The organism is Providencia sp. PROV130 (assembly GCF_028482225.1).
GTDB classification, from domain to species: Bacteria; Pseudomonadota; Gammaproteobacteria; order Enterobacterales; family Enterobacteriaceae; genus Providencia; species Providencia rettgeri.
In genome coordinates this window covers 170113-196432 of sequence record NZ_JAMPQC010000016.1, presented here as the reverse complement: position 1 = coordinate 196432, position 26320 = coordinate 170113, and the positions used below count along the sequence as shown (strand labels likewise).

Genomic DNA, 26320 nt, shown 5'->3' with positions numbered 1-26320 from the left:
CCAGTGAGGCATACAATGAATTTATTTAACTTATCAAATCGTTGGTGGCGTGACTTCCCAAATTGGGCGGAAGCCGCACACGCATAGTTATTGTATGTCTCAGTGCCAAACCCGCCCTTCATCGGCGGGTTTTTTTATGTCAAAAATTAGCGTAAGGCAACATAATGAACGAACAAAACACCACATTAGCACATTTTAAGTATCTGGATAGCCCAATTAATTATCAGCCTGATCCTACATTATTATTTAATCATCTGTGCCATCAAGTTCCATCAACAATGTTGTTGGAATCTGCTGAAATTAATAATAAGGCCAACTTACAAAGCTTGCTGGTTGTCAACAGCGCGCTACGTATTCGTGCTTTTGGTCAACAAGTTGAAATAGAAGCGTTGACGCCAAATGGCCAAGCATTATTACCAAAGCTGTTAGCACAGTTAACCCATTTAATCACACATCATAGCATGCAAGAAAATAGCTTAACGGTAACGTTCAGCTCGCCGGCAAAAGATTTAGACGAAGACAGTCGTCTGAAGGCCGCATCTTGTTTAGACGTTTTACGTGCTCTGCCGGCTCTCGCGCAAGCCTATTCAACAAAACCTGAAAACCTGTTTGTGGGTGGTTTGTTTGCTTATGATTTAGTCGCCAGTTTTGAAGATTTACCCAATGTGAATACCGTTAATCACTGCCCTGACTATTGTTTTTTTGTGGCTGAACATTATTTAGTGATCGACCACCAAAATCAGGCTGCTCGGCTCAAAAGTTGCCTATTTACGCAAAATGCGCAAGATGCTGAAACGGTGACACAACGTCACGCACAAATTATCGCTTCGTGCCGCCCGTTCTTACCCGCACTTCCTTTAGCAACAGCACCTGATTTTGCGGTTTCGATAAACAAAAATGACCAGCAATATGGGGAAATTGTCACCTCATTAAAAGAAGCCATATACCGTGGTGATATTTTTCAGGTTGTGCCTTCTCGTAAATTTACGATGCCGTGCTCACATCCTTTAATTGCATATCAAAAGCTCAAAGCACAAAACCCTAGCCCTTATATGTTCTACATGCAAGATGAAGCATTCACTCTCTTTGGTGCGTCGCCTGAAAGCGCACTCAAATATGCAACAGCAAATCGTAAAGTGGAAATTTATCCAATCGCGGGGACCCGCCCTCGTGGCCGTAACGCACAGGGTGAATTAGATCTCGACTTAGACAGCCGAATTGAACTTTCCATGCGCTCAGATGAAAAAGAACTCGCTGAACACATCATGCTAGTTGACTTAGCGCGCAACGATTTAGCCCGTATTTGTGAAGCGGGTAGCCGTTATGTTGCCAACCTAACTAAGGTTGACCGCTACTCTTTCGTGATGCACTTAGTTTCTCATGTTGTGGGAACATTGCGCCAAGATTTAGATGTTTTTCATGCATACCAAGCTTGCATGAATATGGGGACTTTAACGGGTGCACCAAAGGTAAAAGCCATGCAACTGATTGCCCAATATGAGCAAGAGCGCCGAGGTTCATACGGGGGAGCTGTAGGGTATTTCCAAGGAAATGGTGATTTTGATACCTGCATCGTTATCCGTTCTGCATACGTAGAAAATGGCATTGCCACTGTACAAGCGGGAGGTGGTGTCGTTCTAGATTCCGTACCTCAAGCTGAAGCCGATGAAACCCGTAATAAGGCACGTGCAGTGATCCGTGCAATTGCCCAAGCACATCAAGTTAAGGAGTTATTCTAATGGCGAACATTTTACTACTCGATAACGTTGACTCCTTTACTTATAACCTAGTAGACCAACTGCGTGCAGGTGGCCATAACGTGGTTATTTATCGCAATACAGTCAATGTAGAACATATTTTATCTGTATTAAATCAAATGATTTCACCGATATTAGTCTTATCACCCGGCCCCGGTAAACCAAGCGAAGCAGGTTCAATGCCAGAAGTATTAACGCGAGTAAAAGGTAAAATTCCTGTTATTGGTATTTGTTTAGGTCACCAAGCTATCGTTGAAGCTTATGGCGGAACAGTTTCAGCAGCAGGTGAAATTTTGCATGGTAAATCTTCGATTGCCACACATGATGGTTTAGCTATGTTTAATCATCTTGAAAACCCAATATCAGTGGCGCGTTACCACTCTCTTGTTGGTAGCCAAATTCCGGAAAGCTTAACCATTTGTGCCCAATCAAATGGCATGGTCATGGCTGTACGTAATGATAGCGATAGAGTTTGTGGATTCCAATTTCATCCCGAATCCATTTTAACAACGCAAGGTAAACAGTTGCTAGAAAACACTGTGGCATGGGCTCTTTCTACTCCCAATGCAACCGAACCTACTCATTCGCACTAACGGAATACTAAAGAGCCAATTATGCAAAATATTTATGATAAGTTATTTAAAGCGCAACCACTGACTCAACAAGAAAGCCAGTACTTGTTTAATGCCATTATTCAAGGTGAATTAACAGAACCTCAATTAGCTGCTGTGTTAATCAGTATGAAAATGCGAGGTGAACAACCGCAAGAAATTGCTGGAGCCGCGTTGGCTTGTTTGGAAAATGCACAGCCATTTCCCCGCCCTGATTACCCATTCAGCGACATCGTTGGCACTGGGGGAGATGGCGCAAATAGTATCAATATTTCCACAGCAAGCGCATTCGTTGCTGCTGAATGTGGGATTAAAGTGGCTAAACACGGTAATCGCAGTGTTTCGAGCCGTTCAGGTTCTTCGGATTTACTAGCCGCCTTTGGTATCGCCTTAGACCTCAGTGCGCAAGGTGCTCGTGACGCATTAGATGAGCTTGGTGTTTGTTTTTTATTTGCTCCGCAGTACCACAGTGGGTTCCGTCATGCCGCCCCTGTACGTACACAGCTAAAAACTCGAACGCTATTTAATGTATTGGGACCATTAATTAATCCGGCTCGCCCACCGATTGCCCTTATCGGTGTTTACCAAGAATCATTGGTAAAACCGGTATCTGAAACATTACAGATGCTTGGTTTTACCCGTGCAGCTGTGGTACACAGTGGAGGGATGGATGAAGTTTCATTACATGCAGTCACTCAAGTCGCTGAATTAAAAGATGGCAAAGTACAACATTATCAATTAACTGCTGATGATTTTGGACTGGCGCCGTATCAATTGCGCGACTTAGAAGGCGGTACACCTGATGAAAATCGCGTATTGCTTAGCCATTTACTTCAAGGCCATGGCCAAGCGGCTCACGAAGCGGCTGTAGCGGCCAATGTTGCCATGCTGATGCGTATTAATGGCCATGAAGATTTAAAACAAAACAGCGAACACGCACTTGCAATTATTCGTAGCGGTAAAGCATTTGACCGCGTTACAGCACTCGCGGCAAGGAACCAATAAAATGAAAGCGACAGTCTTACAAAAAATTGTTGATGATAAAGTTGACTATTTAATTGAACGCAAAGCCCAGCAACCGTTAGAAAGCTTTATTGCTGAGGTTCAACCTAGCCAGCGTAGTTTCTATAACGCACTAAACGCCAAACGCCCTGTTTTTATTTTGGAGTGCAAAAAAGCGTCTCCTTCAAAGGGCTTGATCCGTGCTGACTTCGACCCTGCAATGATAGCCAAGACATATGCACCTTATGCGAGTGCTATTTCCGTTCTCACTGATGAAAAATATTTTCAAGGTAATATGGATTACTTAACGATAGTCAGTAACACCGTAAAGCAACCCGTATTATGCAAAGATTTTATCATTGACCCATACCAAATCTACCTTGCACGTTACTACCAAGCGGATGCCATTTTATTGATGTTATCTGTCTTAAATGATGATGAATATATCGCGTTGGCTGAAGTTGCTCATCAACTGAGTATGGGGATATTAACGGAAGTCAGCAATGAAGAAGAATTAGAGCGAGCAATTCGGTTAAAAGCCAAAGTGGTTGGCATCAATAACCGGGATTTACGCGACCTTTCTATTGATTTAAATCGGACTCGTGAGCTCGCGCCTCGCTTAGCAGAAGAAACGATAGTGATCAGTGAATCAGGTATTCATCAACACCAACATATTCAGTCACTGAGACAGTTTGCAAATGGTTTTTTAATTGGTAGCGCACTAATGGAGCAAGCTGACTTAGATAAAGCCATTCGAAGCCTGTTAGTTGGGGAACATAAAGTCTGTGGTTTAACCCGCGAACAAGATGCAAAAGCCGCATTTAAAGCAGGAGCACACTACGGTGGATTAATTTTTGCTGAAACCTCCCCGAGAAAAGTGACGCTGTCACAAGCACGAAACATCATCCATGCCGCGCCGTTAAAATATGTCGGTGTTTTCCGCAATCAGTCCGCCGATTTTGTCGCCCATATTGCCAAACAGCTTGCGTTATCTGCGGTGCAACTACATGGTGAAGAAGATCCTTCTTATATCAATACGTTAAAAACATTTTTACCAAGCCACTGTGAAGTTTGGAAAGCGTTTGATATGTCACGAACAACTTTAAATGACTATGACACACAAGACATTGATGTGTTACTACTGGATAACGGACAAGGTGGCACAGGTAAAACCTTCAATTGGTCAGAAATCCCTTCATCTGCCACACAAAAAATAATGATTGCGGGGGGACTTACGTCTGATAACTGCCTAGACGCTGCAAAGTTACTGTGCAACGGATTAGACTTTAATTCAGGGGTTGAAATTGAACCTGGTATAAAAAGTGAACAAAAAATAAATTTGGTGTTGTCAGCGTTGTTAGCCGAATCAACGGCTCACTAATACACAACGAAAAGATAAAGCTCCAATACCAATTAATGTAACTGATAAAATGGACAATAAATCATGAGTAAATTAGATCCGTATTTTGGCGAATTTGGTGGGCAATATGTCCCAGAAATTCTGATCCCTGCATTAAACCAATTAGAAGATGCATTTATCGACGCACAGAATGATGCTGAGTTTATTCGTGAGTTTCACGACTTACTAAAAAACTATGCAGGTCGCCCTACTGCACTAACATTATGTAAAAACTTAACTACCGGTACAAAAACAAAACTCTATTTGAAACGTGAAGATTTACTGCACGGCGGCGCACATAAAACCAACCAAGTATTAGGCCAAGCGCTACTGGCTAAGCGTATGGGAAAAAACGAAATTATTGCAGAAACAGGTGCTGGGCAACATGGCGTTGCTACCGCACTGGCTTGTGCCTTATTGAATATGAAATGCCGTATCTATATGGGCGCTAAAGATGTTGAACGCCAGTCTCCCAATGTATTTCGTATGAAATTAATGGGTGCTGAAGTTATTCCTGTTCATAGCGGTTCGGCAACCTTGAAAGACGCGTGTAATGAAGCATTAAGGGACTGGTCTGGCAGTTATGATAAAGCTCACTATTTATTAGGAACTGCGGCGGGACCGCACCCTTACCCAACAATTGTACGTGAATTCCAACGTATGATTGGTGATGAAGCCAAACAACAAGTTTTTGAAAAAGAAGGCCGTTTACCTGATGCTGTCGTTGCCTGTATTGGTGGTGGTTCAAATGCAATCGGTTTATTTGCCTCTTTTATTCCAGAAGAAAATGTGAAACTAATTGGTGTAGAACCTGCTGGGTTAGGTATTGAATCCGGCCAACATGGTGCGCCATTAAAGCATGGTCGTGTTGGGATTTATTTCGGTATGAAATCACCGATGATGCAAACCAGTGAAGGTCAAATTGAAGAGTCATATTCTATCTCAGCAGGATTGGATTTTCCTTCCGTAGGGCCTCAACATGCTCACTTAAATAGTATTGGTCGCGCAGAATATGTTTCAATTACCGATGACGAAGCCTTGAATGCTTTTAAATTGTTATCACGTAAAGAAGGAATTATTCCAGCATTAGAATCTTCTCATGCCCTCGCTTATGCATTAAAAATGGCAGAGCAAGAACCCAATAAAGAACAATTATTAATCGTCAATTTGTCTGGCCGTGGTGATAAAGATATTTTTACAGTGCATGATATTTTAGCCAGCAGAGGAGAAATTTAATGGAACGTTATACCCAACTTTTTAAACGTTTAACTCACGATAACCAAGGGGCATTTGTTCCATTTGTCACATTAGGTGACCCTGATGCTGAATTATCATTGAACATTGTTGATGCCTTAATTGCTGGTGGCGCTGATGCATTAGAAATTGGTATTCCATTTTCTGACCCATTGGCCGATGGCCCGACTATCCAAAATGCGAATTTACGCGCATTTAAAAGTGAAATCACCCCGACAATTTGTTTCGAGTTACTAAGTCGTATTAGAGAAAAACACCCTACTATTCCGATTGGCTTATTAGTGTATGCAAATTTAGTCTTTACCAATGGTATTGAAAATTTTTATATTCGCTGCGAAAAAGCAGGTGTTGACTCCGTATTAGTTGCAGATGTCCCGATGTCCGAATCACAGCCATTTCGTGAAGCTGCATTGGCACACAACATTGCTCCCATTTTTATTTGCCCGCCCAATGCCAATGATGAATTACTACAACAAATTGGGAAATATAGCCAAGGTTATACTTATTTGTTATCACGTGCAGGCGTAACAGGCACAGAAAAACGCGCTGAAACGCCATTAGCTCATTTATTGAGTCAATTAAATCAGTATAACGCGGCTCCTGCCCTACAAGGTTTTGGGATATCTGAACCTGAACAAGTCAAAGAAGCGATTAAAAATGGTGCAGCAGGTGCAATTTCTGGTTCAGCCGTGGTTAAAATCATCGAAAACAACTTAAATCGCCCTGATGTTATGCTTACATCATTAACTGAGTTTGTTGCAAAAATGAAAGCAGCAACACAGAAATAGGCTAAACAATAAATAGTAATCAAGTCATACTTAAGTTTATTGGCTTGATTACTTAAATCATATAATTAAATTTTGTCTGGGCGATTTTTAATCCTTTTAACGTTATTTTTAGAAATATTATTTAAATATATTCAGTATTTTTCAGTTTAAAATCCCTCAAATAGTTCAAAATAACTAATCATAATATTTATTAATATAAACCACCAATATTAAAATTAACAGATACGTGTTATTACACTAGTATTTCCTCTTATCATGTCTGTAGCGGAGTAAGTGTTACCATTTGATTATATTATCATTTTACGCGCTAAATATATAAAACACTATTTATAGTATAATATGGGAGTATTACTCTACCTATATTTCTTTGACTCAACTTAAATACAATTAAATTTTAATGAAAATTAATATAACGCATAATCCTTATGCTTTAATGGAATTTTAATTAGCTATTTTTAATTTTATCTATAGTCTATTTTAGGGATATTTATGAAACATTCTACCAATCATTCTATCACTCATCCTATGATGAGAGTTAAGCCACTCTTTTTAAGTGTGTCTTTTATTTTAGGATCAATATCTATTGCTCACGGTGCTGTTGTTAATACCAATGGTGCTGGCGTAATAAATCAAAGTAATGGTCCTACTATCGTTCATATTAAAGGCGCAAGTGACAAAGGTGTTTCACACAACATTTATAGCCAATTTGATGTTGACCAAAAAGGGGTTATTTTAAATAACAGTACAACCAACACGAATACCACTTTAGGGGGCCAAATAAATGGCAACTTAAATTTAAATAATGGTAATGGCCCTGCAAAAGTTATTTTGAATGAAGTTAATTCAAATAAAGCAAGTACTTTAGGCGGTATGATTGAAGTCGCTGGTGATAAAGCGCAAGTTATTGTTGCTAACGCATCAGGCATCACATGTAATAACTGTGGTTTTATTAATACCGATCGGGTGACTTTAACAACAGGTAAGCCAATTGTTGCTGGTGGTGAAGTTCTTGGCTATAACGTTGAAAAAGGTCAGATTATTATTAATAGCCGCTTACAGTCAGATTCCCCTACTGATATTATCGCTCGCTCTGCAGTGATCCGTGGAGACATTCACGCCAAAGAAATTAATGTTGTAGCAGGCAATAACTTTGTTGATGCAAAAGGTAATTACATTACTAAGGTACAAGGCGTTGGGTCTGCCACGCGAATTGGTGTTGATGTCGCGGCTATGGGGGGGATGTATGCCGATAAAATTACGCTAGTTTCCACGGAAAGTGGAACTGGTGTTTCTAATAACGGAAACTTAATTGCTGGAACTGGTGGAATTAACATTGACTCAACTGGCTTAGTGTATAACCAAGTTGGAAAAATGAATGCCAATGGTAATATCAATGTAAAATCCAATGGGTTATATAATACAGCGACTATTGTAGCGAATGGTGATGTTGATATTAATGCACAAAACTCAGTTCTGAGTAATGTGAATGGACAGATTAAGTCTAATGGTGGCGATCTCAAACTGGCTTCAGCTACGAGTGTTGATAACCGAAGTGGTATTATTCATGCTCAACAAGACATGAACATCGCGACTGCAAATATTGTTAACACTAACGGTTCAATTAAAACTAATCGTGGAAATATTGCAATTCGTGCGACAGGTAAGATTGATAATAACTATACCCTACGTAATAACGTCATTAATGTAGACGAACGAGGAATTCGAGCAGGCGGTGATTTATCAATTGATACGACAACACTTGCAAATAATAACTCTACGTTATCAGGCCGTGATATCACAATAAATGCCCGTAATATTGTCGCGAATGATAATAGCTCGCAGATTCTAGCTAAAAGAAAAATCGATATCGATTCTGTTACGTTACAAAATAATAACTCACTGATTAAATCCACCAATGGACAAACTAATATCACCCTATCAAGTAACCTAATAAATAACGGTTATGCTGCAATCGATAGTGGAAAGGCATTGAATATCAAAGCTAACATCATTTACAACCAAGGTTCACTTGCTTCGGGCGCAGGTAAATCAAAATTTGATCTTTATTCTCTTAATAATCAGTATGGATTTATCAAAGCCAATAATTTAGACATCAAAACCACCCATTTAGGTAATGGGAGAGGCTTAATCACTGCAGATTCAAATGTGGTTGTTAATGCAACAAATGTTGATAATAGCTACGCTAGTGGATTTAATAGTTACGCGAGTAAATTTGGTGTTGCTGGCCAAACGGGTGGGATCTACGCGAAAGATGGTTCAGTGACCATCAAAGCTGATAGCTTGAATAACTACTCAGGTGTTATTACAGCCAACCAAACAGAAAAAGCACCAAGCAAAGGTAGTATTGATATAAAATTAAGAAATGACCTTGATAACCGTTATGGAAAAATTCAAGGTGCAAATAATGTCACATTAGATGTAAATAAATTAAATAATACCTACTCTGGTACTGTAGACGCTGGTAAGAATTTAACTATCGACGCCTTTACTCGTATAGATAATAATAATGGTCGTTTAAGCTCAATGGGAACGACTAAAATTACCAGTCCTGTAATTTATAATAGCCCTTATGGACAAATTCTAGGTTCAATGATTATTTTAAATACACCTAATTATTACTAATTAGGTAAAACAAGGAGGCTATTTGCCTCCTTATTATTTACTCCAAACCAGAGTATTAACAATATAATAAATAAAATTATTTTAGCACCATAAATGTCCCTTAAGCCCTTCTAATTATTACTCATATTAACAGTAAATAGAATCGTTCCAAGCCTAAGTAAAAAAACTTATTTAATCTAATACAGAGTATTCATTACCCATTGATTTTATTGGGGATAAATAAAACACCCATAGAATAAATCGTATTATTTGCATTTCTAGTAACAATCTCCAAAAGTATTTGCACCAACTCAATCAATTTAATTAATTTTTATTTTCAATGTATTTAAAGCATAATTAAAAATACGAAAAGAAAAAACAACTTAATAATAGTTTTATTATAGGGATCTAAATGAAAACCTTTTCAAAATAAAGCCCTGATGGCAAGTTAATAAGATAGTTCTGATAAAATATTGTTCATTAGCAATTTTCTTTATTATATTTCCTAACATAAAAATAACTTTAATATTTTTAAAAATTAATGTGGTGCACATGAATTTTCGATTTATTTTTTTATTGTCAACGCTATTACCTTTAGCTGTATCAGCTAATACCGCACAAATTATTGACCAACAAATCAATAATCAAGCTAGCCAAGATCGCTCTCGCCAACAACAGACTCAACTTGAAGCTAAAGATGCCTTAGGTAAAACGAGAGAGCGTTCAGCTAATATTTTAGTTTTTGATGATGAAAAAGATTGTTTTCAAATGAAACAAGTCATCTTAATTTCTGAACCTAAACTCCCTTCTATGCGCCCTCTAGAAACTTACGCTAACCAAGTTGTTGGAGTATGTATTGGTATTAATGGAGTTGAAACCTTAGCAAAAGGCTTACAAGATAAAATAATTAAATCAGGCTACGTCACAACACGCGTTAATATTCCGGAACAAAACATCAGTGAAGGGACTTTAACGCTCCAAATTATTCCAGGTAAAGTTGCGAATGTTAAACTTGCTGAAGGTAGCGATACTTATATTACTTTAGGGGCAATTATGCCTGCTAAAGAAGGAGACATTCTGAATATCCGTGACATTGAACAAGGTTTAGAAAACCTTGAACGGATCCCTGGTGCGAAGGTCAATATTGAACTTGCACCAGGTAAAGAGTTTTCCACCTCTGATATTTCAATACAAAGAGAAAAATCATCTCACTTTAATGCAGGTGGATATTACAATAACTCTGGAAGTCGCCAAACAGGTAAAGACCAAGTTGGAGTGACTTTGTATGCTAATAACCTAACGAGTTTAAACGATACAATATATGTATCTGCAGGAAAAAATGCAAAAAACCAAGCGCGAAATAGCACCAGTAATGCTTCTATTTATTATGCTGTTCCCTATAATTATTGGCTTTTCTCATTGTACGCAAGTAAAAGTGACTATAAGCAAACTATTAATGACTCTGTACTCAGCTATAAGTATTATGGTGACAGTAAATATTATAACGCTACGGCCAGTAATGTCTTTTTGCGCGGCCAAACGTTTAAAGATACAGCGTCAATCCAATTGATTAAAAGAAAATCAAAATATAAGTTAGAGGATGTCACCCTACTTTCCCAACAACGAGACCTTACCAGCCTTAAACTGGGTGTTAGCCACCGCCAGAATATCAACAATTCTACCATTGATGCATCATTATACCATCAACGCAACGTACCCTGGTTTGGCGCGGAAGAAAGCTGGGATATGAAATATGGTGATGTCAGCACAATGAGCCGTGTTTATACTGCCGATATTTCGGGAATGTTCCCCTTCTCATTTGACAATTTTATTATGAGTTATAACCCACAACTATTTGTACAGTACTCACGCGACCGTTTAACCATTCAAGATCAATTTTCATTAGGGAACCGTTGGACTGTACGTGGTTTCGATGAAGAGTTTTCACTGATCGGTGATAAGGGTTTTTACTTACGTAATGAGTTTAACTTTTATATTCCTGGCTTTTCCTTTTATCCCTATTATGCTATTGACTATGGACGAATACTTGGAGGTGTTTATCCGCTAGGTCTCTATTCTGATGACCAACTATTAGGAACGGCTATTGGCATGAGAGGTAATGTTAATATATTCAGCTATGATTTATTTTTAGGCACACCACTTTATAAACCTGATGAATATGAAACTAGTAGCGTCAATGCGGGGTTAAATGTGCAATGGTTTTGGTAAGTTAATATCTTAAAATTTAATTATACCTTAAAGCTGAATATCACTCCTATATTCGGCTTTTTATTTTCATGTAGATAATGCCGATATTTTGTTATTCAATCTTATTTATCTTAATAAAATAAGATAATCAATAAATGTATTTGCTTTATTATCACGCTATAACACCAATTAATCTATTAAACCAATGTCACTCTTTATGTTATTATTTCATTATTTATTTGTTGATTATATGTTTATGGTTAATAAAGATTGAAAAATCCGAGAATACGAATATTCTCGGATTTCCTACTTCACTCTAATCCATCAGAATTCAGGTATTACCTGTATTGCATCCTATCAAATTCTTAGAAACGGTAACCCGCACCGAACATAAATACAAATGGGTCTAGGCGAGTATCAATTTTTTGATTACCCAATGTTTCATGCTTAAATTTTACATCTGTTTCAATATTCATCCACCAAACAGAGGCGTTTAACATCCAGTTATCAGTCAGCATGTAATCCATACCTGCTTGCGCTGCAAAACCCCAAGAGCTTGATAAGTCTAGGTCAGATAAACCAGCACTTTTTCCTGTTGAGTTAAATTTCTCATCAAAGAAGAAGGTGTAGTTAACACCTGCGCCTAAATAAGGGCGTAATTTATCTTCTTTACTACCAAAATAATATTGCGCCATTAAAGTTGGTGGTAAATGTTTAACAGTTGCAATTGTACCTAAAGGCCCTACGCCAACTTTATGCTCAAACGGAGTTGCTGCTAATAATTCCACACCGATATTATCAGTGATCATATACCCAAACGTTAAACCTAATTGAGTATTGTTATTAACATCAAATGAACCTAAACCTAATACATTTTCAGAACCTGCATTTGGGCGTACTGTTGCAGTACCTGTACGGAAAATAAAGTCGCCAGCTTCATGAGCAATAGAAACTGCTGGTGCTAAAGTTGCAGCAGCTAATACAAGCGCAGTGAGTTTTTTCATTATCAATCCCATTCCTGTGTTTTTATTTTAGGAAAATATACCGCATTATTTAAATTGATGTTCAAATCAAGATCACATCTTTTACTAATTTAAAGGTAAACCAATAAATATGGATTTATTATTTCATTTATTATTTTTTTAATTTTGATTTAAATCAATTTTTGGAAGATAACTAACAAAATAAAAATTTGATTTCGAAATATATATATTTATTTCGAAACTTAAACATACATTGAAAATACAACTTATATAATTTCATTTCTTTTGCTAATTAAATTCAATCATTATGTCCATTATATTTGTCTTAACCTCCCGAATTTTATTATCTTTCTCTACCTCTAGGCGTGATACTCGGTTACAATTGGCATAAATTTTTGATCCCGTTTGTAGATAGGAGCAGTGTCATGTCCATTTCGGCCAACTCACTCATTAGTGATAGTGTCAATTTCTTTAAAAATCAATTGAGTGGCCTCTTCACCATCGTGCTTTTAGCCACCGTAGTGAGCCTCGTTATCTATGCGGTGATGATCCCAAGTGAACAGATGATAGGTGTTCTGGCACAAGCACAAAGTCAGATGATTGAATCTGGTAATTCGGGGTTACAAGACTGGATTTTAGGTCTATCTGAAGAAGATAAAAGTAGTATTTTACGTGTTTCTTTCGGGTTAATCCTCTCCGTCACTTTTGGAAGTTTGTTCCTTATTTGTGGTACATTGTCCTATATCTCTGGTATGTCTCGCGGTGAAGATATGACAGGGCTACAGGCAATAACATCATCACTGAACAAAGCACCTTCTATGTTCCTTCTATTGGTCGTCTGTTCTCTGCTTATCCAGTTAGGTATCACAATTATGGTTCTACCTGGTATTGTGTTAGCCATTGGTTTTTCCTTAGCACCAGCGATTTTAATAACAGAACGTACCAACCCTTTCAGTGCGATGGGAAAAAGCTGGAAAATGGCTTATGCGAATTGGCGTGTTGCCTTACCGATGATTTTAATTTGGATGGCAGCTCAAATGCTTATTAGTGTTCTATTGGGTAACCTTAATATGAATCACATTGTTATTAATGGCATCTCTTTTTTACTCAATAATGTTGTAGCAGCATTCGCTTTAATTTACTTTTATCGTTTATATATGCTAATCACTAAAAATTGATTTATTGATTTTCAGCTGATAACCCAAAGCGGGAAAAACAGCGCTTTATCTCGCTTTGCCAACAACTTCAAGTATCGAAAGATACCCTTTTATTTACATTATCTTTTAAGTATTATCTGAGCGAATATCCATCGGTGTAATTCGACTTTCACAATCATGTTCCAATATACCGAAATCTATTTGGCACTCTTGTGCTTTTCTTTCTTCAACGCATTTCATTTGAATTTGTTGCTTACTTTGAATTAAACGGATTGCAAAATAGATATCCGGTACCACTAATAAGTCATCATCTGAACGATTGATTTTGTTTTGTTCTAGCCAACGATTAAGCGACGTTCTGCGCCCTGCTAATACTAAAGTCACCCCTTTCGCCTTCAAAGATGTCACAATATCATTCAAGGTGGAAAATACGCTCACATCATTGTGTGTGAAGCTGACCGCAGCATCCACAATCACCCAAGCAGGCCTCTTTCGTTGATTATCTAAATGTTTATTTAAACGTTCTTTAAAGTAATTAACATTGAAATAGGTAAGTGGAGAATTGAAACGATAAATCAAGACGCCATCAACTTCTTGAATATCATTTTCTGATGTCATCGAGTGCAACATACCATGCTCATCAACACCGAGTAGTTGATCTGTAGGTCTAAATATAATTCGGATAAACTGCAACAAACCTAATAGAACAGCTAAACCTACACCACTAATCAAGCCAACCACCAGCACTGCACATAAAGTGAAAATACATAAGAAAAAAGCTTCTCTATTGCGTTTTCGCATTGATAAAATACTGCGAAAACTGAGTAATGAATACGTTGAAATAATCAAAACTATCCCTAAAGCAGGCATTGGGATATATTCCAATAAATTCATAGAAAAAAGTAAAACCGCTAAGATGGCTATTGCGGCCACAAGGGAAACTAATTGCGTTTTTCCTCCCATCATATCATTCACCGCAGTACGGCTACTCGCAGCACTAACAGCAAAACCCTGACCAAAAGCAGAAGCAATATTTGCCATTCCTAGCGCTTTTAGTTCTTGGTCTGCATCAACGGTATAACCGTTCTTGCTCGCAAAACTACGAGCCGTCATCATAAAGCTAACAAAACTGATCACAGCCAAGTTTAATGATGGAATGACAAGGTCTCGAAGTAAGCCAGGCGGAAAATCTGGCATTGGGATATATGGAAGTCCTTCACCTAAATCCCCAACCGTGCTAATACCATATTGCTCGAGATTAAATAGGATACTTGCCGCTGTTGCCAACACCATTGCAATTAATAACGATGGCCATTTACTACGCACTCGCTTAATCAATAGAGTAATGACCAATGTTGCAATGGCAACTAATAATGTCGGAATATGAGTTTCCACTACCGCTAATGGTAATGCTATTAAGCGTTCAATAAACCCTGAAGGTAACGTACTGATACCAAATACTTTACTGATTTGGCTGACGATAATCGTGAGAGCAACCCCATTTAATAAGCCCTGTAATATCGGTCTGGATAAAAAATCGGCAAAAGTCCCTAAGCGAAATTTCGCTGCAATCAAACACCAAACCCCAGTCATAAAACTCATGACAATAATCAGCTGCCAACGAACAGTTTCATCCCCCATGGCAAGAGGTGCGACTGCGGCTGCAATTACAGCACATGTAGCGGCATCAGGACCGATAATCAATTGTTTCGATGTGCCAAATAATGCATAAAAAAACATCGGTAAAATACACGAGTACAGCCCGACAATCGCATTTACCCCCATTAACTCGGCATAGGCAATAGCAACGGGCAAGGCAACTGCAGCAACAGACAGCCCAGCTTTAACATCAGGTCCTAAATCTGAACGTTGATAGTTAAATAACGTTTTTAAACCTGGCATCCAGACAAATAGCTTTGCCTTTATCATCGGGGAAAAGTACCTATAAATTAGCAAGTTATATTATTTTATATACTATATATATCCGAACTAATAAAGTTTATCTAGAAGTAAGTCAAATAATCGTAAAATAGTGCAAATATGATTGGTAACAAAGCATGTTTATTGGTAAAAAGGTGCAAACTTTTAACAATTAAAGCCAAAATCGGTTAAACTACTCCATTATCTTTACGTTGAGGCGCTGTATTCACTGTTATGAAACAACTTATTGATTTTATTCCTTTGATAATCTTTTTTATTGTCTATAAAAGATACGATATTTTCTATGCGAGTGGCGCATTAATGGTGGCCACTCCTTTAGCGTTATTAGCAACTTATCTTATTTATAAGAAAGTTGAAAAAGTTGCAAAAATTACCTGTGCAATCGTAATGGGTTTTGCGGCTTTAACTCTTATTTTCCATAGTGATGCATTTATTAAATGGAAAGTCACTATTATCTATGCTGCATTTGCTGGTGCATTACTCTTTAGCCAATGGTTTACTGAAAAACCACTCATTCAGCGCATGTTAGGCAGTAACCAAGAAATAAAACTTGCAGATAGTTATTGGAATAAACTTAATAGTGCATGGGCTATTTTCTTTATTTTCTGTGCACTTCTGAATATTTATGTTGCTTTCTGGATGGCTCAAGATATCTGGGTTAACTTCAAAGTCTTTGGTCTGACAGCAGGAACATTAATATTTACTGTACTGAGTGTAGTCTATATCTTTAAAAATATGGTTAAAGAGCCTGTAGAAAAACACGAAGAATAATTTATAAATAGAGTTAAAAACCTGCTAATTGCATCTTGCTTAGCAGGTTTTTTTATATGTTAATAGCGCTTGTCACCAAATGCTTTTTCAATTTTTTTATCTGTATTGTACTGTGATAGAGCATATACCGACCAAATAGCGGCGGGTAACCAACCAATCAGAGTGATCTGCAAAATTAAGCAAATGATCCCAGCAAAGGGGCGCCCTATCGTAAAAAATTGCAACCAAGGTAATAATATTGCCAATAACAATCTCATTTCATACCTCTAAATTAATCAATAAAATTCATATTACTGAGTATAGCTAATTCAATCAGTTGGCTAAATATAAAAAACACTTCTTGCTTTTTCTTTGCAAAAGTTGATCTTTTTATCATATTTAGCAGTCGTTTATTAATAATAGGTATCATATTTGTCTTATTTTTGCAGCAATTCACTCAAATAGTCATTATCAATCAATAACTACGAGGTTCAGGTTTACTATTACCTATGTAATTTGTTATAAATGCAAAATCAAAAGTAATAACCCTTTTAATAAGAGTCTGATATGCAATTGCCGAACGGTGAGTTGGTTTTACGTACATTAGCCATGCCCGCGGATACGAATGCGAATGGTGATATTTTTGGTGGCTGGTTGATGTCACAAATGGATATAGGTGGGGCTATTTTAGCGAAAGAAATTGCGCTAGGACGAGTAGTTACTGTGGCGGTAAATGGGATTAAATTTCAAAAGCCGGTTGCCGTAGGTGATGTTGTTTGTTGCTACGCACGCTGCCTAAAAACGGGGAAAAGCTCAATTACAATTAATATTGAAGTTTGGGTAAAAAAAGTAGCAACCGAGCCCGTTGGTCACCGCTATCGTGCAACCGATGCCGTATTTACCTATGTTGCCGTTAATGACGATAGCACCTCTCGTTCATTACCCAAAGAAAAGCAGCATTTTCAATTAGCCAGTTCTGAGCAACACGCAGACTAAACTTCAATACCTATCTTAAGATATAGATAAAACAAAAAGCACCTCATTAATTAAAGGTGCTTTTTTATCTTGCTAGAAAAGAACACTTATACTTGGCTAACGGTTCCATCCAATTTGAAATAAATTTCGGTCACATAGCCTTTTGCAGGTTGCTTTTCAAAAGTCCAGCGGTTCATAGCACGTTTAACATCCCGCTCGAATAACCCTTTAGGTGAAGCTTCAACAAATTCAATATTCGTCACTCGCCCACCATCATCAATATCATAACGGACTTTCACATAACCTTCTTTACCTAAACGACGTGCACGTTCAGGATAGGAAGGTGCCTGTTTATGCAGAGCCCTAGGGCCACCCTTTTTAGTTGATTGACTATTACTTGCCCCAGTATTGTTAGCTGTTTTTATTGGGTTGTTATTCGTTTTCGGTGCAGTAACATCTGATTTTAGGTTATTCATAGCCAATTGCTTTTCAACCGGCTTCACATCTTCTTTAACCTTTTTCTTTTCTTCCTGTTTTGGCTTAGGTTTTTTCTTTACCTCAGGCTTTTTCTTAGGTAATGCAATAACGGGTTCAACCACCGGTTCGGGCTCTGGCTCAATAACGGGTTCAGGCTCTGGCTCTACCGGTGTTTCAACCTGCTCAACAGGTTCAGAAGCAGGTTCAGGGGCAGCAAAAGCAACCATAGCAATCGTTAATGGCTCAGGATCTCTAGCTAAGTTAGGTTGATTAAAAATCCATGCCATTGCAAGGCCCGCATGAATAGATAATGAAATGACGATAATTAAAGTCCAACGCATCCAACGCATATGCAATTTCTACCCTACACCTGTCTACCAAAAAGAATATGACTGATAGTTTAAATGCAAATAGCAATCATATTCAATAAGGTTTGTCATACAAAGTGAAAAATGTGAGTGTACGCTGTAATAACCTTACTCAATCCATTGGGTAAAAAGTAGGGAATGTCGACGATGGTAAATATCAATTTTACGCATTGCATAGATGCGCATGTTTCGCCTTGAATGCCCTTCTAGCCAGCGTCTGCGGCGACGTAGGGATTGCCTCAACATACGCCAACGCCCTACTTCATGCCTACTACGTCTCATTTAATTGTGTCCTTTTATCGTCTAAAAATTATTAGAAAAAAATATTATATTCCTTTGAAAAAAAGAACCAAGAGGAACTTTTTATGCACGCTTAGGGTACAATATTTAATTTCATAATGATAATATCACCTTTAGAAATTACTTTTCCTTACGAATTACTCTATTTCACGAAGCTTTTACTGCAGAATTTTGCTAAATTCTATTAAGTTGATATTTTACTAACAGTTTTTTTAGCTAAACTATCTTTTTTTGAACCTTTTTTCTTATCAGTGAGGCATGTGACCCGTTATGGCAACCGTCTATACACTTATGAGTTGGCTTTTGTTCTTCCTATATTGGCTAATTATTGCAGCAATTACAGTCCGCATCTTAGTCAAAAGAAGGCCGGTCACCTCAGCCATGACATGGCTCCTTATCATTTATATTCTACCATTAGTCGGTATTATTGCGTATGTCGCCTTCGGTGAACTTCACCTCGGCAAACGTCGAGTCGATAAAGCTCATGATATGTGGCCTTCTGTCGCAACATGGTTAGAAAATCTACGAAATTCAAAACATATCTTTGCCACTGATAACAGCCCCGTCGCTGAGCCATTATTTCAATTAGTTGAAAAACGCCAAGGTATTGCTGGGGTTAAAGGTAATAGAATTCAACTTTTAACCACTTGTGAAGATTCATTAAAAGCAATAGTCAATGATATCAATAATGCTCAGCACTCGATTGAAATGGTCTTCTATATTTGGCAACCGGGTGGTTTAGTTGACGGTGTTACCGAAGCATTACTCAACGCTGCAAAACGGGGCGTTAAATGCCGTATTATGGTGGACTCTGCGGGAAGCTGGCACTTTTTCCGTAGTGATTACCCCGAAAAAATGCGCGCTGCAGGCATTGAGTTTATAGAATCACTAAAAGTTAATTTGATGCGTTTCTTCTTGCGTCGGATGGATTTACGTCAACATCGTAAAATAGTCGTTATCGATAACTATATTTCATATACAGGTAGTATGAATATGGTTGACCCTCGTTATTTTAAACAAGATTCAGGGGTTGGTGAATGGGTTGACATTCTAGTGCGTATGGAAGGCCCAGTGAGTACCACATTAGGTATAGTATATGCTTTTGACTGGGAGATGGAAACTGGCCAACGCGTACTTCCACCACCGCCTGATAGTAATATCATGCCTTTTGAGCAAGCGAATGGCCATACAACACAAATTATCGCCTCCGGCCCAGGCTTCCCTGATGAGCTGATTCAACAATCGCTAATGACCGCCATGTTCTCTGCGCGCAAACAACTGATCATGACGACTCCTTATTTTGTACCTAGCGATGACCTTTTACATGCAATTTGCACGGCAGCAATGCGGGGTGTTGATGTCAGTATTATTATGCCAAGGCAGAATGACTCATTCCTTGTCCGCTGGGCAAGCCGTTCATTTTACAGTGAATTATTAGCAGCTGGCGTTAAGATTTACCAATTCGAAGATGGCTTATTGCACACCAAGAGCGTATTAGTTGATGGCGAGCTCAGCCTAGTTGGCTCAGTCAATCTTGATATGCGCAGTTTATGGCTCAATTTTGAAATCACCGTGGTCATTGATGATAAAAGTTTTGGTAGCGATCTCACGTTAGTTCAGTATGATTATATTGCGCGTTCAACTCGTTTAGAAATCGAAGAGTGGGAACAACGCCCTTTCTGGAACCGTGTCGTTGAACGCATTTGCTACTTCTTTAGTCCATTGTTATAAATTAAGTTTATTAGGAAAGGTCATGACTGAAATACAAAATACAACGTTAATCGATGAAGATGATATAATTGAAATCGCTTATGACCTTTTTCTTGAAGGGGCAATGGATAATTTAGAGCCGGCTGACCAGTTAATTTTTGCGTTGCAGTTTGAAGAGTTAGGTGCTGCAGAAATTGTCCCTTTTAGTCATAACTGGCAAAATATTATTAATGATGACATTGAATTAGCACAATTAAGTGAAGTGGTTATCGGGTTAGCTCAAAGCCCTGATGCCGAGCTAGACGATGTCTTTGCCCGCGTATTAATTAGCCGCCACCCTTCTAAACCGTTTCACCATATCCTGTGGAAAAAATAGGAATATCACTATTCAGATTATTCGATAAAAAAACAGAGCACTTGGCTCTGTTTTTAACTTACTGGGCATCTATAACGTACTAAAGAGGGTCAATTTTCAAACAAGACACCGCATGTTTGAAACTCCCTTCTAATAATGGCCTGGTTTTTGCGCATTCTTCATCTGCTAATGGGCAACGGGTTCTAAATACACAACCTGAAGGCGGATTAATTGGCGATGGCAATTCACCTTCTAAAAGCTCTATCACCTTATTTTTTTCTTTATCGGGATCAGGAACCGGCACCGCAGACATCAATGCACGTGTATAAGGATGCAATGGGTTATTATATACCTCATCATAGGTACCAAGCTCAACGGCATGGCCCAAATACATCACTAACACACGGTCAGAAATATGCTTAACGACTGCCAAATCGTGTGCGATAAATATGAGGGATAATTTCATTTCACGTTGTAATTCTTGCAATAAATTAACAACTTGTGCTTGAATTGACACATCTAACGCCGAAACGGGCTCATCGCAAATCACAAGCTTAGGTTCCAAAATCAATGCTCTTGCGATACCAATACGCTGGCATTGCCCTCCAGAAAACTCATGGGGATAACGGTTAATTAAGTTTGGTAATAAACCAACCCGCATCATCATTTTTTTCACTTTTTCGGTGATTTGTGATGGTGGCATTTTAGGATGATATGTTTTTAATGGTTCGGCGATAATATCGCCAATAGTCATTCGCGGATTAAGAGAAGCCAATGGATCTTGAAAAATCATTTGGATATCACTGCGAACGCTGCGCCACTCTTTATCGGTTTTACCTAATAAGTTCTGCCCAAGCCAACTTACAGTGCCATCCGTCGCTTTCACTAACCCAATGAGTGCTCTAGCAAAAGTGGATTTTCCGCACCCCGATTCCCCAACCACACCTAATGTTTCACCTTCATATAAACGTAGAGTGACGCCGTCGACAGCTTTGAGGCTTTTGTTTGGCTGCCAAAACCACTGTTTTTTATCTCTAATCTCAAAATGGACTTTAAGATCATTCACTTCTAACAATACTGGCCTATTTTCATGGGTACTCATACCAACTCCTCCAGCGGCTTAAAGCAGGCTCGTAACCGCGTTTGACCAAAAGTGGTTAATGCAGGTTCTTGTTCAACACATTGCTGAACGGCGTATTGGCAACGAGGTGAAAATGGGCAACCTTTAGGTAAACGTAGTAAATTAGGCGGGTTACCGGGAATGGTCGCTAAACTCTCGTCATCCCCATCAAGGCGAGGAACAGCAGCTAACAAGCCAAGTGAATATGGATGAGATGGCTGATAAAAAATATCGTTAGCGGTACCATACTCCATCGTGCGCCCCGCATACATTACGAGAACTTTATCACATACCCCAGCGACGACCCCAAGGTCGTGAGTAATCAAAATAATCGCAGTATCAAATTCCTGTTTTAACTCATTGAGCAAAGTCATAATTTGCGCTTGTACTGTCACATCAAGTGCCGTCGTAGGTTCATCAGCAATCAACAACTTGGGTTGACACAATAATGCCATTGCAATCATGACTCGTTGTCTCATTCCTCCTGAAAATTCATGTGGATACATACTCATCCGCTTACGTGCTTCAGGCATTTTAACTGCATCTAACATACGAACCGATTCTTCGAAAGCCTCCCTTTTACTCATGCCTTTATGTAACATGAGAACTTCCGACAGTTGCGTACCAATTTTCAAATAAGGATTCAATGATGTCATTGGGTCTTGGAAGATCATTGAAATCTCTTCCGCTCGCATCCGATTTAATTCTTTTTCTCTTAAATTCAAGATCTCACGGCCGTTAAATATGGCAGAGCCATTAATCTTGCCATTTTTGGCAAGCAAGCCCATCAGAGCGAAAGCTGTTTGTGATTTTCCTGAACCGGATTCACCAACAATTCCTAGCGTTTCCCCCGCACTTAATTCAAAGTTCAATTTATTTACGGCGGTAACGTCACCATCTTGGGTCGCGAATGTCACACTGAGATCTTTCACGGATAACAGAGGGCTTTTCATTGAGTTATTTAACATATTATTCCCTCTAGCGATCTTTCGGGTCGAGCGCGTCACGCAGCCCGTCACCGATGAAGTTAAAACAAAATAGCGTAATGACTAAGAAACCTGCTGGGATCAGTAATAACCACGGAGTGACTTCCATTGAGTTCGCTCCATCACTTAATAAAGCCCCCCAACTACTTAATGGCTCTTGTGTACCTAAACCTAAAAAGCTCAAAAATGACTCAAATAAAATCATACTTGGAACTAATAATGAGGCATACACCACGACGACACCTAAAACGTTAGGAACAATATGACGTAAAATAATCTGCCGTGTACTAACACCACAAACCAGCGCTGCCTCAATGAATTCTTTGCGCTTTAATCCAAGTGTTTGCCCGCGAACAATACGCGCCATATCCAACCACGATACCATCCCAATCGCCACAAAGATCAATAAGATATTGGTACCAAACAATGTGACTAGGAGGATCACAAAAAACATAAATGGGAAAGAATTTAAAATTTCTAATATCCGCATCATGATGGAATCCACTTTTCCACCCACATACCCAGCTAATGAACCGTATAACGTTCCTACCACCACGGCAACTAGTGCAGCTGCGACTCCCACCATTAAGGAAATACGCCCACCAATCGCGACACGCACTAATAGATCTCGGCCTGAAGCATCTGTGCCAAAATAATGTCCAGTTGCCATATCAGGTGGCATTGACATCATTTCCCAGTCGGTGTCATCGTACAAAAAAGGCGATAACATGGGAGCAAAAATAACAAACAGAGTAATTAAAAATAAGACACATAAGCTGAAAATTGCCGCACGGTTGTGCATAAAACGGCGCCTTGCGTCTTGCCATAAACTGCGCCCTTCAATATCGAGCTGCTCTGAAAAATTCGCCAGAGCTTCACTATTTTTTTGATTCGATAGCATCGTGTTTCTCCGACTTAGTAACGAATTTTAGGGTCAATAACTGCATATAAAACATCGACAATTGCATTAAATGTAATTGTCAGTACCCCAACTAAAATCGTTAAGCTCAATACCAGTGAATAATCACGATTAAGTGCACCATTAACAAAGAGTTGGCCGATCCCTGGTAACCCAAAAATAGTTTCAATTACCATTGACCCAGTAATAATTCCCACAAAGGCTGGCCCCATGTATGAGAGCACGGGAAGCAACGCTGGTTTGAGTGCATGGCGTAAAATGATAGTTCTTAGCGGTAACCCTTTTGCACGAGCAGTACGAATAAAATTAGAATGCATAATTTCGATCATCGAACCGCGTGTAATACGGGAAATGCTGGCGATATAAGCTAATGAAAGCGCAACCATGGGGAGCACCATGTGTTTTAGGTTTCCACCATCCCAGCCACCGCCAGGAAACCATTTCAAATGAATGGCAAAAATCAGCACCAATAACGGTGCAACAACAAAGCTTGGGATAACAACCCCCGTCATGGCAAACCCCATGACTGTAAAGTCCCATTTGGTATTTTGGTTTAGTGCGGCTATCACCCCTGCGGATACCCCAAACAAAACAGCAACAATAAATGCCGTTGCCCCTAATTTTGCTGAGACCGGAAATGCTTTAGCAACTAAATCATTAACACTGTAATCCTTGTATTTAAATGATGGACCAAAGTCACCTTTAGAAAGCTGAATTAAATAATTAAAATACTGCTTATACATTGGGTCATTTAAATGATATTTAGCTTCAATATTTGCCATCACTTCCGGTGGCAATTTCCGCTCGCCAGTGAACGGACTCCCTGGGGCTAATCGCATCATAAAAAATGAAATGGTAATCAAAACCAAAAGAGTCGGGATGGCTTCTAACAACCGACGAAAAATAAATTTCAACATCGCTCTTTCCTACTTCTATTGCCTAAATAGGCGAATATCTGGCCCCAATGAATGGAGCCAGTGCAACTGTATTAGTGTTTAATAATGTATAAATCTTTAGTATGCAGGTTATCTAATGGGTCTTTGCCACTATAACCGCCGACATAAGGTTTCACTAAACGCGTATTAACATAGTAGTAAAGAGGAACAATACCGGAGTCTTTATCAAGTAATTTTTCGGCTTGTTGATAGAGTTCTGCACGTTCATCATCTGTTTTGACTTGTAATGTTTTTTTCATCACCGCATCAAAGTCTGTATTTTTATAATGAACCGTATTATTACTGCTGTAGGAAAGTAACATATTCAGGAAGGAGGAAGGCTCGTTGTAGTCGGCACACCAGCCTGCACGTGCGACATCATAGTTACCTTGATGTCGGCTGTCTAAGAAGGTTTTCCATTCTTGGTTCTCTAGTTTCACTTCCGCGCCAATATTTTTCTTCCACATAGAAGAAGCTGCGATGGCAATACGCTTATGTAAGTCTGAAGTATTATACAATAGGTTGAATTTTAATGGATTGGCTTTGTTATATCCCGCTTCTTCTAGCAACTGTTTCGCTTTTTCATTACGTTGCTCTTGGGTCATATTCGCATACCAATCCGGTTTTTCTGTTTTCATACCGCTGGTAAATGGTGGTGTGAAACCATATGCAGGAATATCCCCTTGTGCTTTGACCTTATAGGTAATTGTATCTCTATCCATAGATAGCTTTAACGCTTCACGAACACGAGGGTCATTAAACGGCGGTTTTTCATTATTAATTTCATAATAGTAAATACAGAGATACGGGTTTACACGTAACTCATTCGGCATATTTTGTTGTAAGCTTTTAAATTGCTCGATAGGTAAGTTACTGTATGTCATATCAATTTCGCCACTTCGATAGCGGTTAACATCAGTGACTTCTGAAGAAATAGGTAAAAATGTAACTTGATCAATAACCGTATTCGCATTATCCCAATAGCTTGGGCTACGTTCTAATACAATGCGCTCGTTTACCGTCCAATCTTTTAATTTATATGCCCCATTCCCCACAAAATTCTGTGGCTGCGTCCATTTAGCGCCATGTTGTTCAATGACTTTTTTATTGACTGGCGACATAGATGAGTGCGCTAATAATTTAGGAATATAAGGGACAGCTTCACTCAGTGTAATAACTAGGGTTTTATCATCAAGGGCTTTAATACCAAGTTCTTCTGGTTTTTTCTTACCCGCGATAACATCGTCAATATTCTGGATGTGAGCATATTGCAAATAACTTGCATAAGGCGATGCGGTATCAGGGTCAGCCAATCGTCGCCAACTATACACAAAATCTTCTGCCGTGACAGGGTCACCATTAGACCATTTAGCACCATCACGAATTTTAAATGTCCACTCTGTAAAATCATTGTTTTCCCAGCTGGTTGCCGAACCAGGTAAAATTTCACCATCAGGCCCCACTATCGTGATCCCTTCGAAAAGATCTCTCGCTAAAGCAGACTCAGGCACCCCTTCAATTTTATGTGGGTCCAAAGATTGAGGTTCTGAACCATTATTTCGAACCATTACCTGTTTTTCTGCCAGTTCAACTCCAGCAGGAACCGTTGCAGCAAAACTTGTTGCTATAGAGCCCATTGCTAACCCAGTCATTACGCTAAGTGCAATAATCGATTTATTGATTGATTTACTCATCTTATCGGT

Annotated in this window: 21 protein-coding genes, 1 pseudogene and 1 other annotated feature; of the genes and pseudogenes, 12 read left to right on the top strand and 10 right to left on the bottom strand. The window is 38.8% G+C overall.

The annotated features are described in order from the left end of the window. Positions 1-36 precede the first annotated feature (36 nt). Positions 37-138 (top strand) — a sequence feature (Trp leader region). Between the two features lie 26 nt (positions 139-164). From PSF28_RS11920 to PSF28_RS11885, 7 genes and pseudogenes are all read left to right on the top strand, one after another. Beyond that, positions 165-1739 carry an anthranilate synthase component 1 gene (locus PSF28_RS11920; RefSeq protein WP_210839744.1) on the top strand — a complete coding sequence of 525 codons (1575 nt, stop codon included), beginning with the start codon at positions 165-167 and terminating at the stop codon, positions 1737-1739. Next, a pseudogene (trpD, locus tag PSF28_RS23650) lies at positions 1739-3373 on the top strand (bifunctional anthranilate synthase glutamate amidotransferase component TrpG/anthranilate phosphoribosyltransferase TrpD). Before PSF28_RS11920 ends, trpD begins: the two are co-directional and overlap by 1 nt. 1 nt (position 3374) lies before the next feature. Next, positions 3375-4751: a bifunctional indole-3-glycerol-phosphate synthase TrpC/phosphoribosylanthranilate isomerase TrpF gene (gene trpCF, locus PSF28_RS11905; RefSeq protein ID WP_272685100.1), complete on the top strand. Its 1377-nt coding sequence runs from the start codon at positions 3375-3377 to the stop codon at positions 4749-4751. 63 nt (positions 4752-4814) lie between these two features. Further along, on the top strand, positions 4815-6005 hold the full coding sequence (trpB, locus tag PSF28_RS11900; RefSeq protein WP_210839760.1) for a tryptophan synthase subunit beta: 1191 nt from the start codon (positions 4815-4817) through the stop codon (positions 6003-6005). Beyond that, positions 6005-6811 (top strand): tryptophan synthase subunit alpha, encoded by an 807-nt coding sequence (gene trpA / locus PSF28_RS11895; RefSeq protein WP_210839762.1) that lies wholly within the window; start codon positions 6005-6007, stop codon positions 6809-6811. Before trpB ends, trpA begins: the two co-directional genes overlap by 1 nt. 489 nt (positions 6812-7300) lie before the next feature. Next, positions 7301-9454, top strand: coding sequence for a two-partner secretion domain-containing protein (locus tag PSF28_RS11890; protein WP_272685099.1), 2154 nt, complete (start codon positions 7301-7303; stop codon positions 9452-9454). A gap of 531 nt (positions 9455-9985) precedes the next feature. Continuing rightward, the gene (locus PSF28_RS11885) at positions 9986-11662 is read left to right on the top strand and encodes a ShlB/FhaC/HecB family hemolysin secretion/activation protein (RefSeq protein WP_272685098.1); all 1677 of its coding nucleotides are present in this window, start codon (positions 9986-9988) and stop codon (positions 11660-11662) included. Between the two features lie 344 nt (positions 11663-12006). On the opposite strand, the gene ompW is transcribed toward PSF28_RS11885, so the two are convergent. Next, the gene (ompW, locus tag PSF28_RS11880) at positions 12007-12645 is read right to left on the bottom strand and encodes an outer membrane protein OmpW (RefSeq protein ID WP_210840439.1); all 639 of its coding nucleotides are present in this window, start codon (positions 12643-12645) and stop codon (positions 12007-12009) included. Positions 12646-13049: 404 nt separating this feature from the next. Here ompW and PSF28_RS11875 point away from each other — a divergent pair, with 404 nt between their 5' ends. Then, positions 13050-13802: a YciC family protein gene (locus tag PSF28_RS11875; RefSeq protein WP_210838713.1), complete on the top strand. Its 753-nt coding sequence runs from the start codon at positions 13050-13052 to the stop codon at positions 13800-13802. A gap of 105 nt (positions 13803-13907) precedes the next feature. On the opposite strand, the gene PSF28_RS11870 is transcribed toward PSF28_RS11875, so the two are convergent. Further along, entirely contained in the window at positions 13908-15710 is a 1803-nt protein-coding gene (locus tag PSF28_RS11870; RefSeq protein ID WP_210838710.1) for a SulP family inorganic anion transporter, read from the bottom strand. Between the two features lie 225 nt (positions 15711-15935). Here PSF28_RS11870 and PSF28_RS11865 point away from each other — a divergent pair, with 225 nt between their 5' ends. After that, complete coding sequence (locus tag PSF28_RS11865; protein ID WP_210838709.1) at positions 15936-16493, top strand: septation protein A; 558 nt, start codon at positions 15936-15938, stop codon at positions 16491-16493. A 59-nt stretch (positions 16494-16552) separates the two neighbouring features. Here PSF28_RS11865 and PSF28_RS11860 read toward each other — a convergent pair whose 3' ends face one another. Then, positions 16553-16750, bottom strand: coding sequence for a YqaE/Pmp3 family membrane protein (locus PSF28_RS11860; protein ID WP_004911118.1), 198 nt, complete (start codon positions 16748-16750; stop codon positions 16553-16555). Positions 16751-17039: 289 nt separating this feature from the next. Here PSF28_RS11860 and yciA point away from each other — a divergent pair, with 289 nt between their 5' ends. Then, on the top strand, positions 17040-17468 hold the full coding sequence (gene yciA / locus PSF28_RS11855) for an acyl-CoA thioester hydrolase YciA (protein WP_004911119.1): 429 nt from the start codon (positions 17040-17042) through the stop codon (positions 17466-17468). 86 nt (positions 17469-17554) lie between these two features. Here yciA and PSF28_RS11850 read toward each other — a convergent pair whose 3' ends face one another. Then, a complete protein-coding gene (locus PSF28_RS11850; RefSeq protein WP_198634851.1) occupies positions 17555-18274 on the bottom strand; it encodes a TonB family protein in 720 nt (239 codons plus the stop codon). 126 nt (positions 18275-18400) lie between these two features. Beyond that, the gene (locus tag PSF28_RS11845) at positions 18401-18574 is read right to left on the bottom strand and encodes a YciY family protein (RefSeq protein WP_004254127.1); all 174 of its coding nucleotides are present in this window, start codon (positions 18572-18574) and stop codon (positions 18401-18403) included. Positions 18575-18862: 288 nt separating this feature from the next. Between PSF28_RS11845 and cls the strand changes: the two genes are divergently transcribed. Both cls and PSF28_RS11835 read left to right on the top strand, forming a co-directional pair. Then, the gene (gene cls / locus PSF28_RS11840; protein WP_117162234.1) at positions 18863-20323 is read left to right on the top strand and encodes a cardiolipin synthase; all 1461 of its coding nucleotides are present in this window, start codon (positions 18863-18865) and stop codon (positions 20321-20323) included. Positions 20324-20345: 22 nt separating this feature from the next. Further along, positions 20346-20678: an HI1450 family dsDNA-mimic protein gene (locus PSF28_RS11835; protein WP_210838707.1), complete on the top strand. Its 333-nt coding sequence runs from the start codon at positions 20346-20348 to the stop codon at positions 20676-20678. Positions 20679-20757: 79 nt separating this feature from the next. On the opposite strand, the gene oppF is transcribed toward PSF28_RS11835, so the two are convergent. The 5 genes from oppF to oppA all read right to left on the bottom strand — a co-directional run bounded on the left by oppF (position 20758) and on the right by oppA (position 26311). Then, positions 20758-21759, bottom strand: coding sequence for a murein tripeptide/oligopeptide ABC transporter ATP binding protein OppF (gene oppF, locus PSF28_RS11830; RefSeq protein ID WP_004254119.1), 1002 nt, complete (start codon positions 21757-21759; stop codon positions 20758-20760). After that, the gene (locus tag PSF28_RS11825; protein ID WP_272685097.1) at positions 21756-22745 is read right to left on the bottom strand and encodes an ABC transporter ATP-binding protein; all 990 of its coding nucleotides are present in this window, start codon (positions 22743-22745) and stop codon (positions 21756-21758) included. The genes oppF and PSF28_RS11825 overlap by 4 nt, the downstream gene beginning before the upstream one ends. 10 nt (positions 22746-22755) lie before the next feature. After that, entirely contained in the window at positions 22756-23664 is a 909-nt protein-coding gene (oppC, locus tag PSF28_RS11820) for an oligopeptide ABC transporter permease OppC (RefSeq protein ID WP_004911132.1), read from the bottom strand. Positions 23665-23678: 14 nt separating this feature from the next. Further along, positions 23679-24599 carry an oligopeptide ABC transporter permease OppB gene (gene oppB, locus PSF28_RS11815; protein ID WP_004254116.1) on the bottom strand — a complete coding sequence of 307 codons (921 nt, stop codon included), beginning with the start codon at positions 24597-24599 and terminating at the stop codon, positions 23679-23681. Between the two features lie 71 nt (positions 24600-24670). Continuing rightward, the gene (gene oppA, locus PSF28_RS11810; RefSeq protein ID WP_272685096.1) at positions 24671-26311 is read right to left on the bottom strand and encodes an oligopeptide ABC transporter substrate-binding protein OppA; all 1641 of its coding nucleotides are present in this window, start codon (positions 26309-26311) and stop codon (positions 24671-24673) included. Positions 26312-26320 lie beyond the last annotated feature (9 nt).

Excerpts from the sequence above, each read along its gene's own strand:
- PSF28_RS11920 (WP_210839744.1), top strand. The coding sequence starts at position 165 with ATGAACGAACAAAACACCACATTAGCACATTTTAAGTATCTGGATAGC.
- trpCF (WP_272685100.1), top strand. The coding sequence starts at position 3,375 with ATGAAAGCGACAGTCTTACAAAAAATTGTTGATGATAAAGTTGACTAT.
- trpB (WP_210839760.1), top strand. The coding sequence starts at position 4,815 with ATGAGTAAATTAGATCCGTATTTTGGCGAATTTGGTGGGCAATATGTC.
- trpA (WP_210839762.1), top strand. The coding sequence starts at position 6,005 with ATGGAACGTTATACCCAACTTTTTAAACGTTTAACTCACGATAACCAA.
- PSF28_RS11890 (WP_272685099.1), top strand. The coding sequence starts at position 7,301 with ATGAAACATTCTACCAATCATTCTATCACTCATCCTATGATGAGAGTT.
- PSF28_RS11885 (WP_272685098.1), top strand. The coding sequence starts at position 9,986 with ATGAATTTTCGATTTATTTTTTTATTGTCAACGCTATTACCTTTAGCT.
- ompW (WP_210840439.1), bottom strand. The coding sequence starts at position 12,645 with ATGAAAAAACTCACTGCGCTTGTATTAGCTGCTGCAACTTTAGCACCA.
- PSF28_RS11875 (WP_210838713.1), top strand. The coding sequence starts at position 13,050 with ATGTCCATTTCGGCCAACTCACTCATTAGTGATAGTGTCAATTTCTTT.
- PSF28_RS11870 (WP_210838710.1), bottom strand. The coding sequence starts at position 15,710 with ATGATAAAGGCAAAGCTATTTGTCTGGATGCCAGGTTTAAAAACGTTA.
- PSF28_RS11865 (WP_210838709.1), top strand. The coding sequence starts at position 15,936 with ATGAAACAACTTATTGATTTTATTCCTTTGATAATCTTTTTTATTGTC.
- PSF28_RS11860 (WP_004911118.1), bottom strand. The coding sequence starts at position 16,750 with ATGAGATTGTTATTGGCAATATTATTACCTTGGTTGCAATTTTTTACG.
- yciA (WP_004911119.1), top strand. The coding sequence starts at position 17,040 with ATGCAATTGCCGAACGGTGAGTTGGTTTTACGTACATTAGCCATGCCC.
- PSF28_RS11850 (WP_198634851.1), bottom strand. The coding sequence starts at position 18,274 with ATGCGTTGGATGCGTTGGACTTTAATTATCGTCATTTCATTATCTATT.
- PSF28_RS11845 (WP_004254127.1), bottom strand. The coding sequence starts at position 18,574 with ATGAGACGTAGTAGGCATGAAGTAGGGCGTTGGCGTATGTTGAGGCAA.
- cls (WP_117162234.1), top strand. The coding sequence starts at position 18,863 with ATGGCAACCGTCTATACACTTATGAGTTGGCTTTTGTTCTTCCTATAT.
- PSF28_RS11835 (WP_210838707.1), top strand. The coding sequence starts at position 20,346 with ATGACTGAAATACAAAATACAACGTTAATCGATGAAGATGATATAATT.
- oppF (WP_004254119.1), bottom strand. The coding sequence starts at position 21,759 with ATGAGTACCCATGAAAATAGGCCAGTATTGTTAGAAGTGAATGATCTT.
- PSF28_RS11825 (WP_272685097.1), bottom strand. The coding sequence starts at position 22,745 with ATGTTAAATAACTCAATGAAAAGCCCTCTGTTATCCGTGAAAGATCTC.
- oppC (WP_004911132.1), bottom strand. The coding sequence starts at position 23,664 with ATGCTATCGAATCAAAAAAATAGTGAAGCTCTGGCGAATTTTTCAGAG.
- oppB (WP_004254116.1), bottom strand. The coding sequence starts at position 24,599 with ATGTTGAAATTTATTTTTCGTCGGTTGTTAGAAGCCATCCCGACTCTT.
- oppA (WP_272685096.1), bottom strand. The coding sequence starts at position 26,311 with ATGAGTAAATCAATCAATAAATCGATTATTGCACTTAGCGTAATGACT.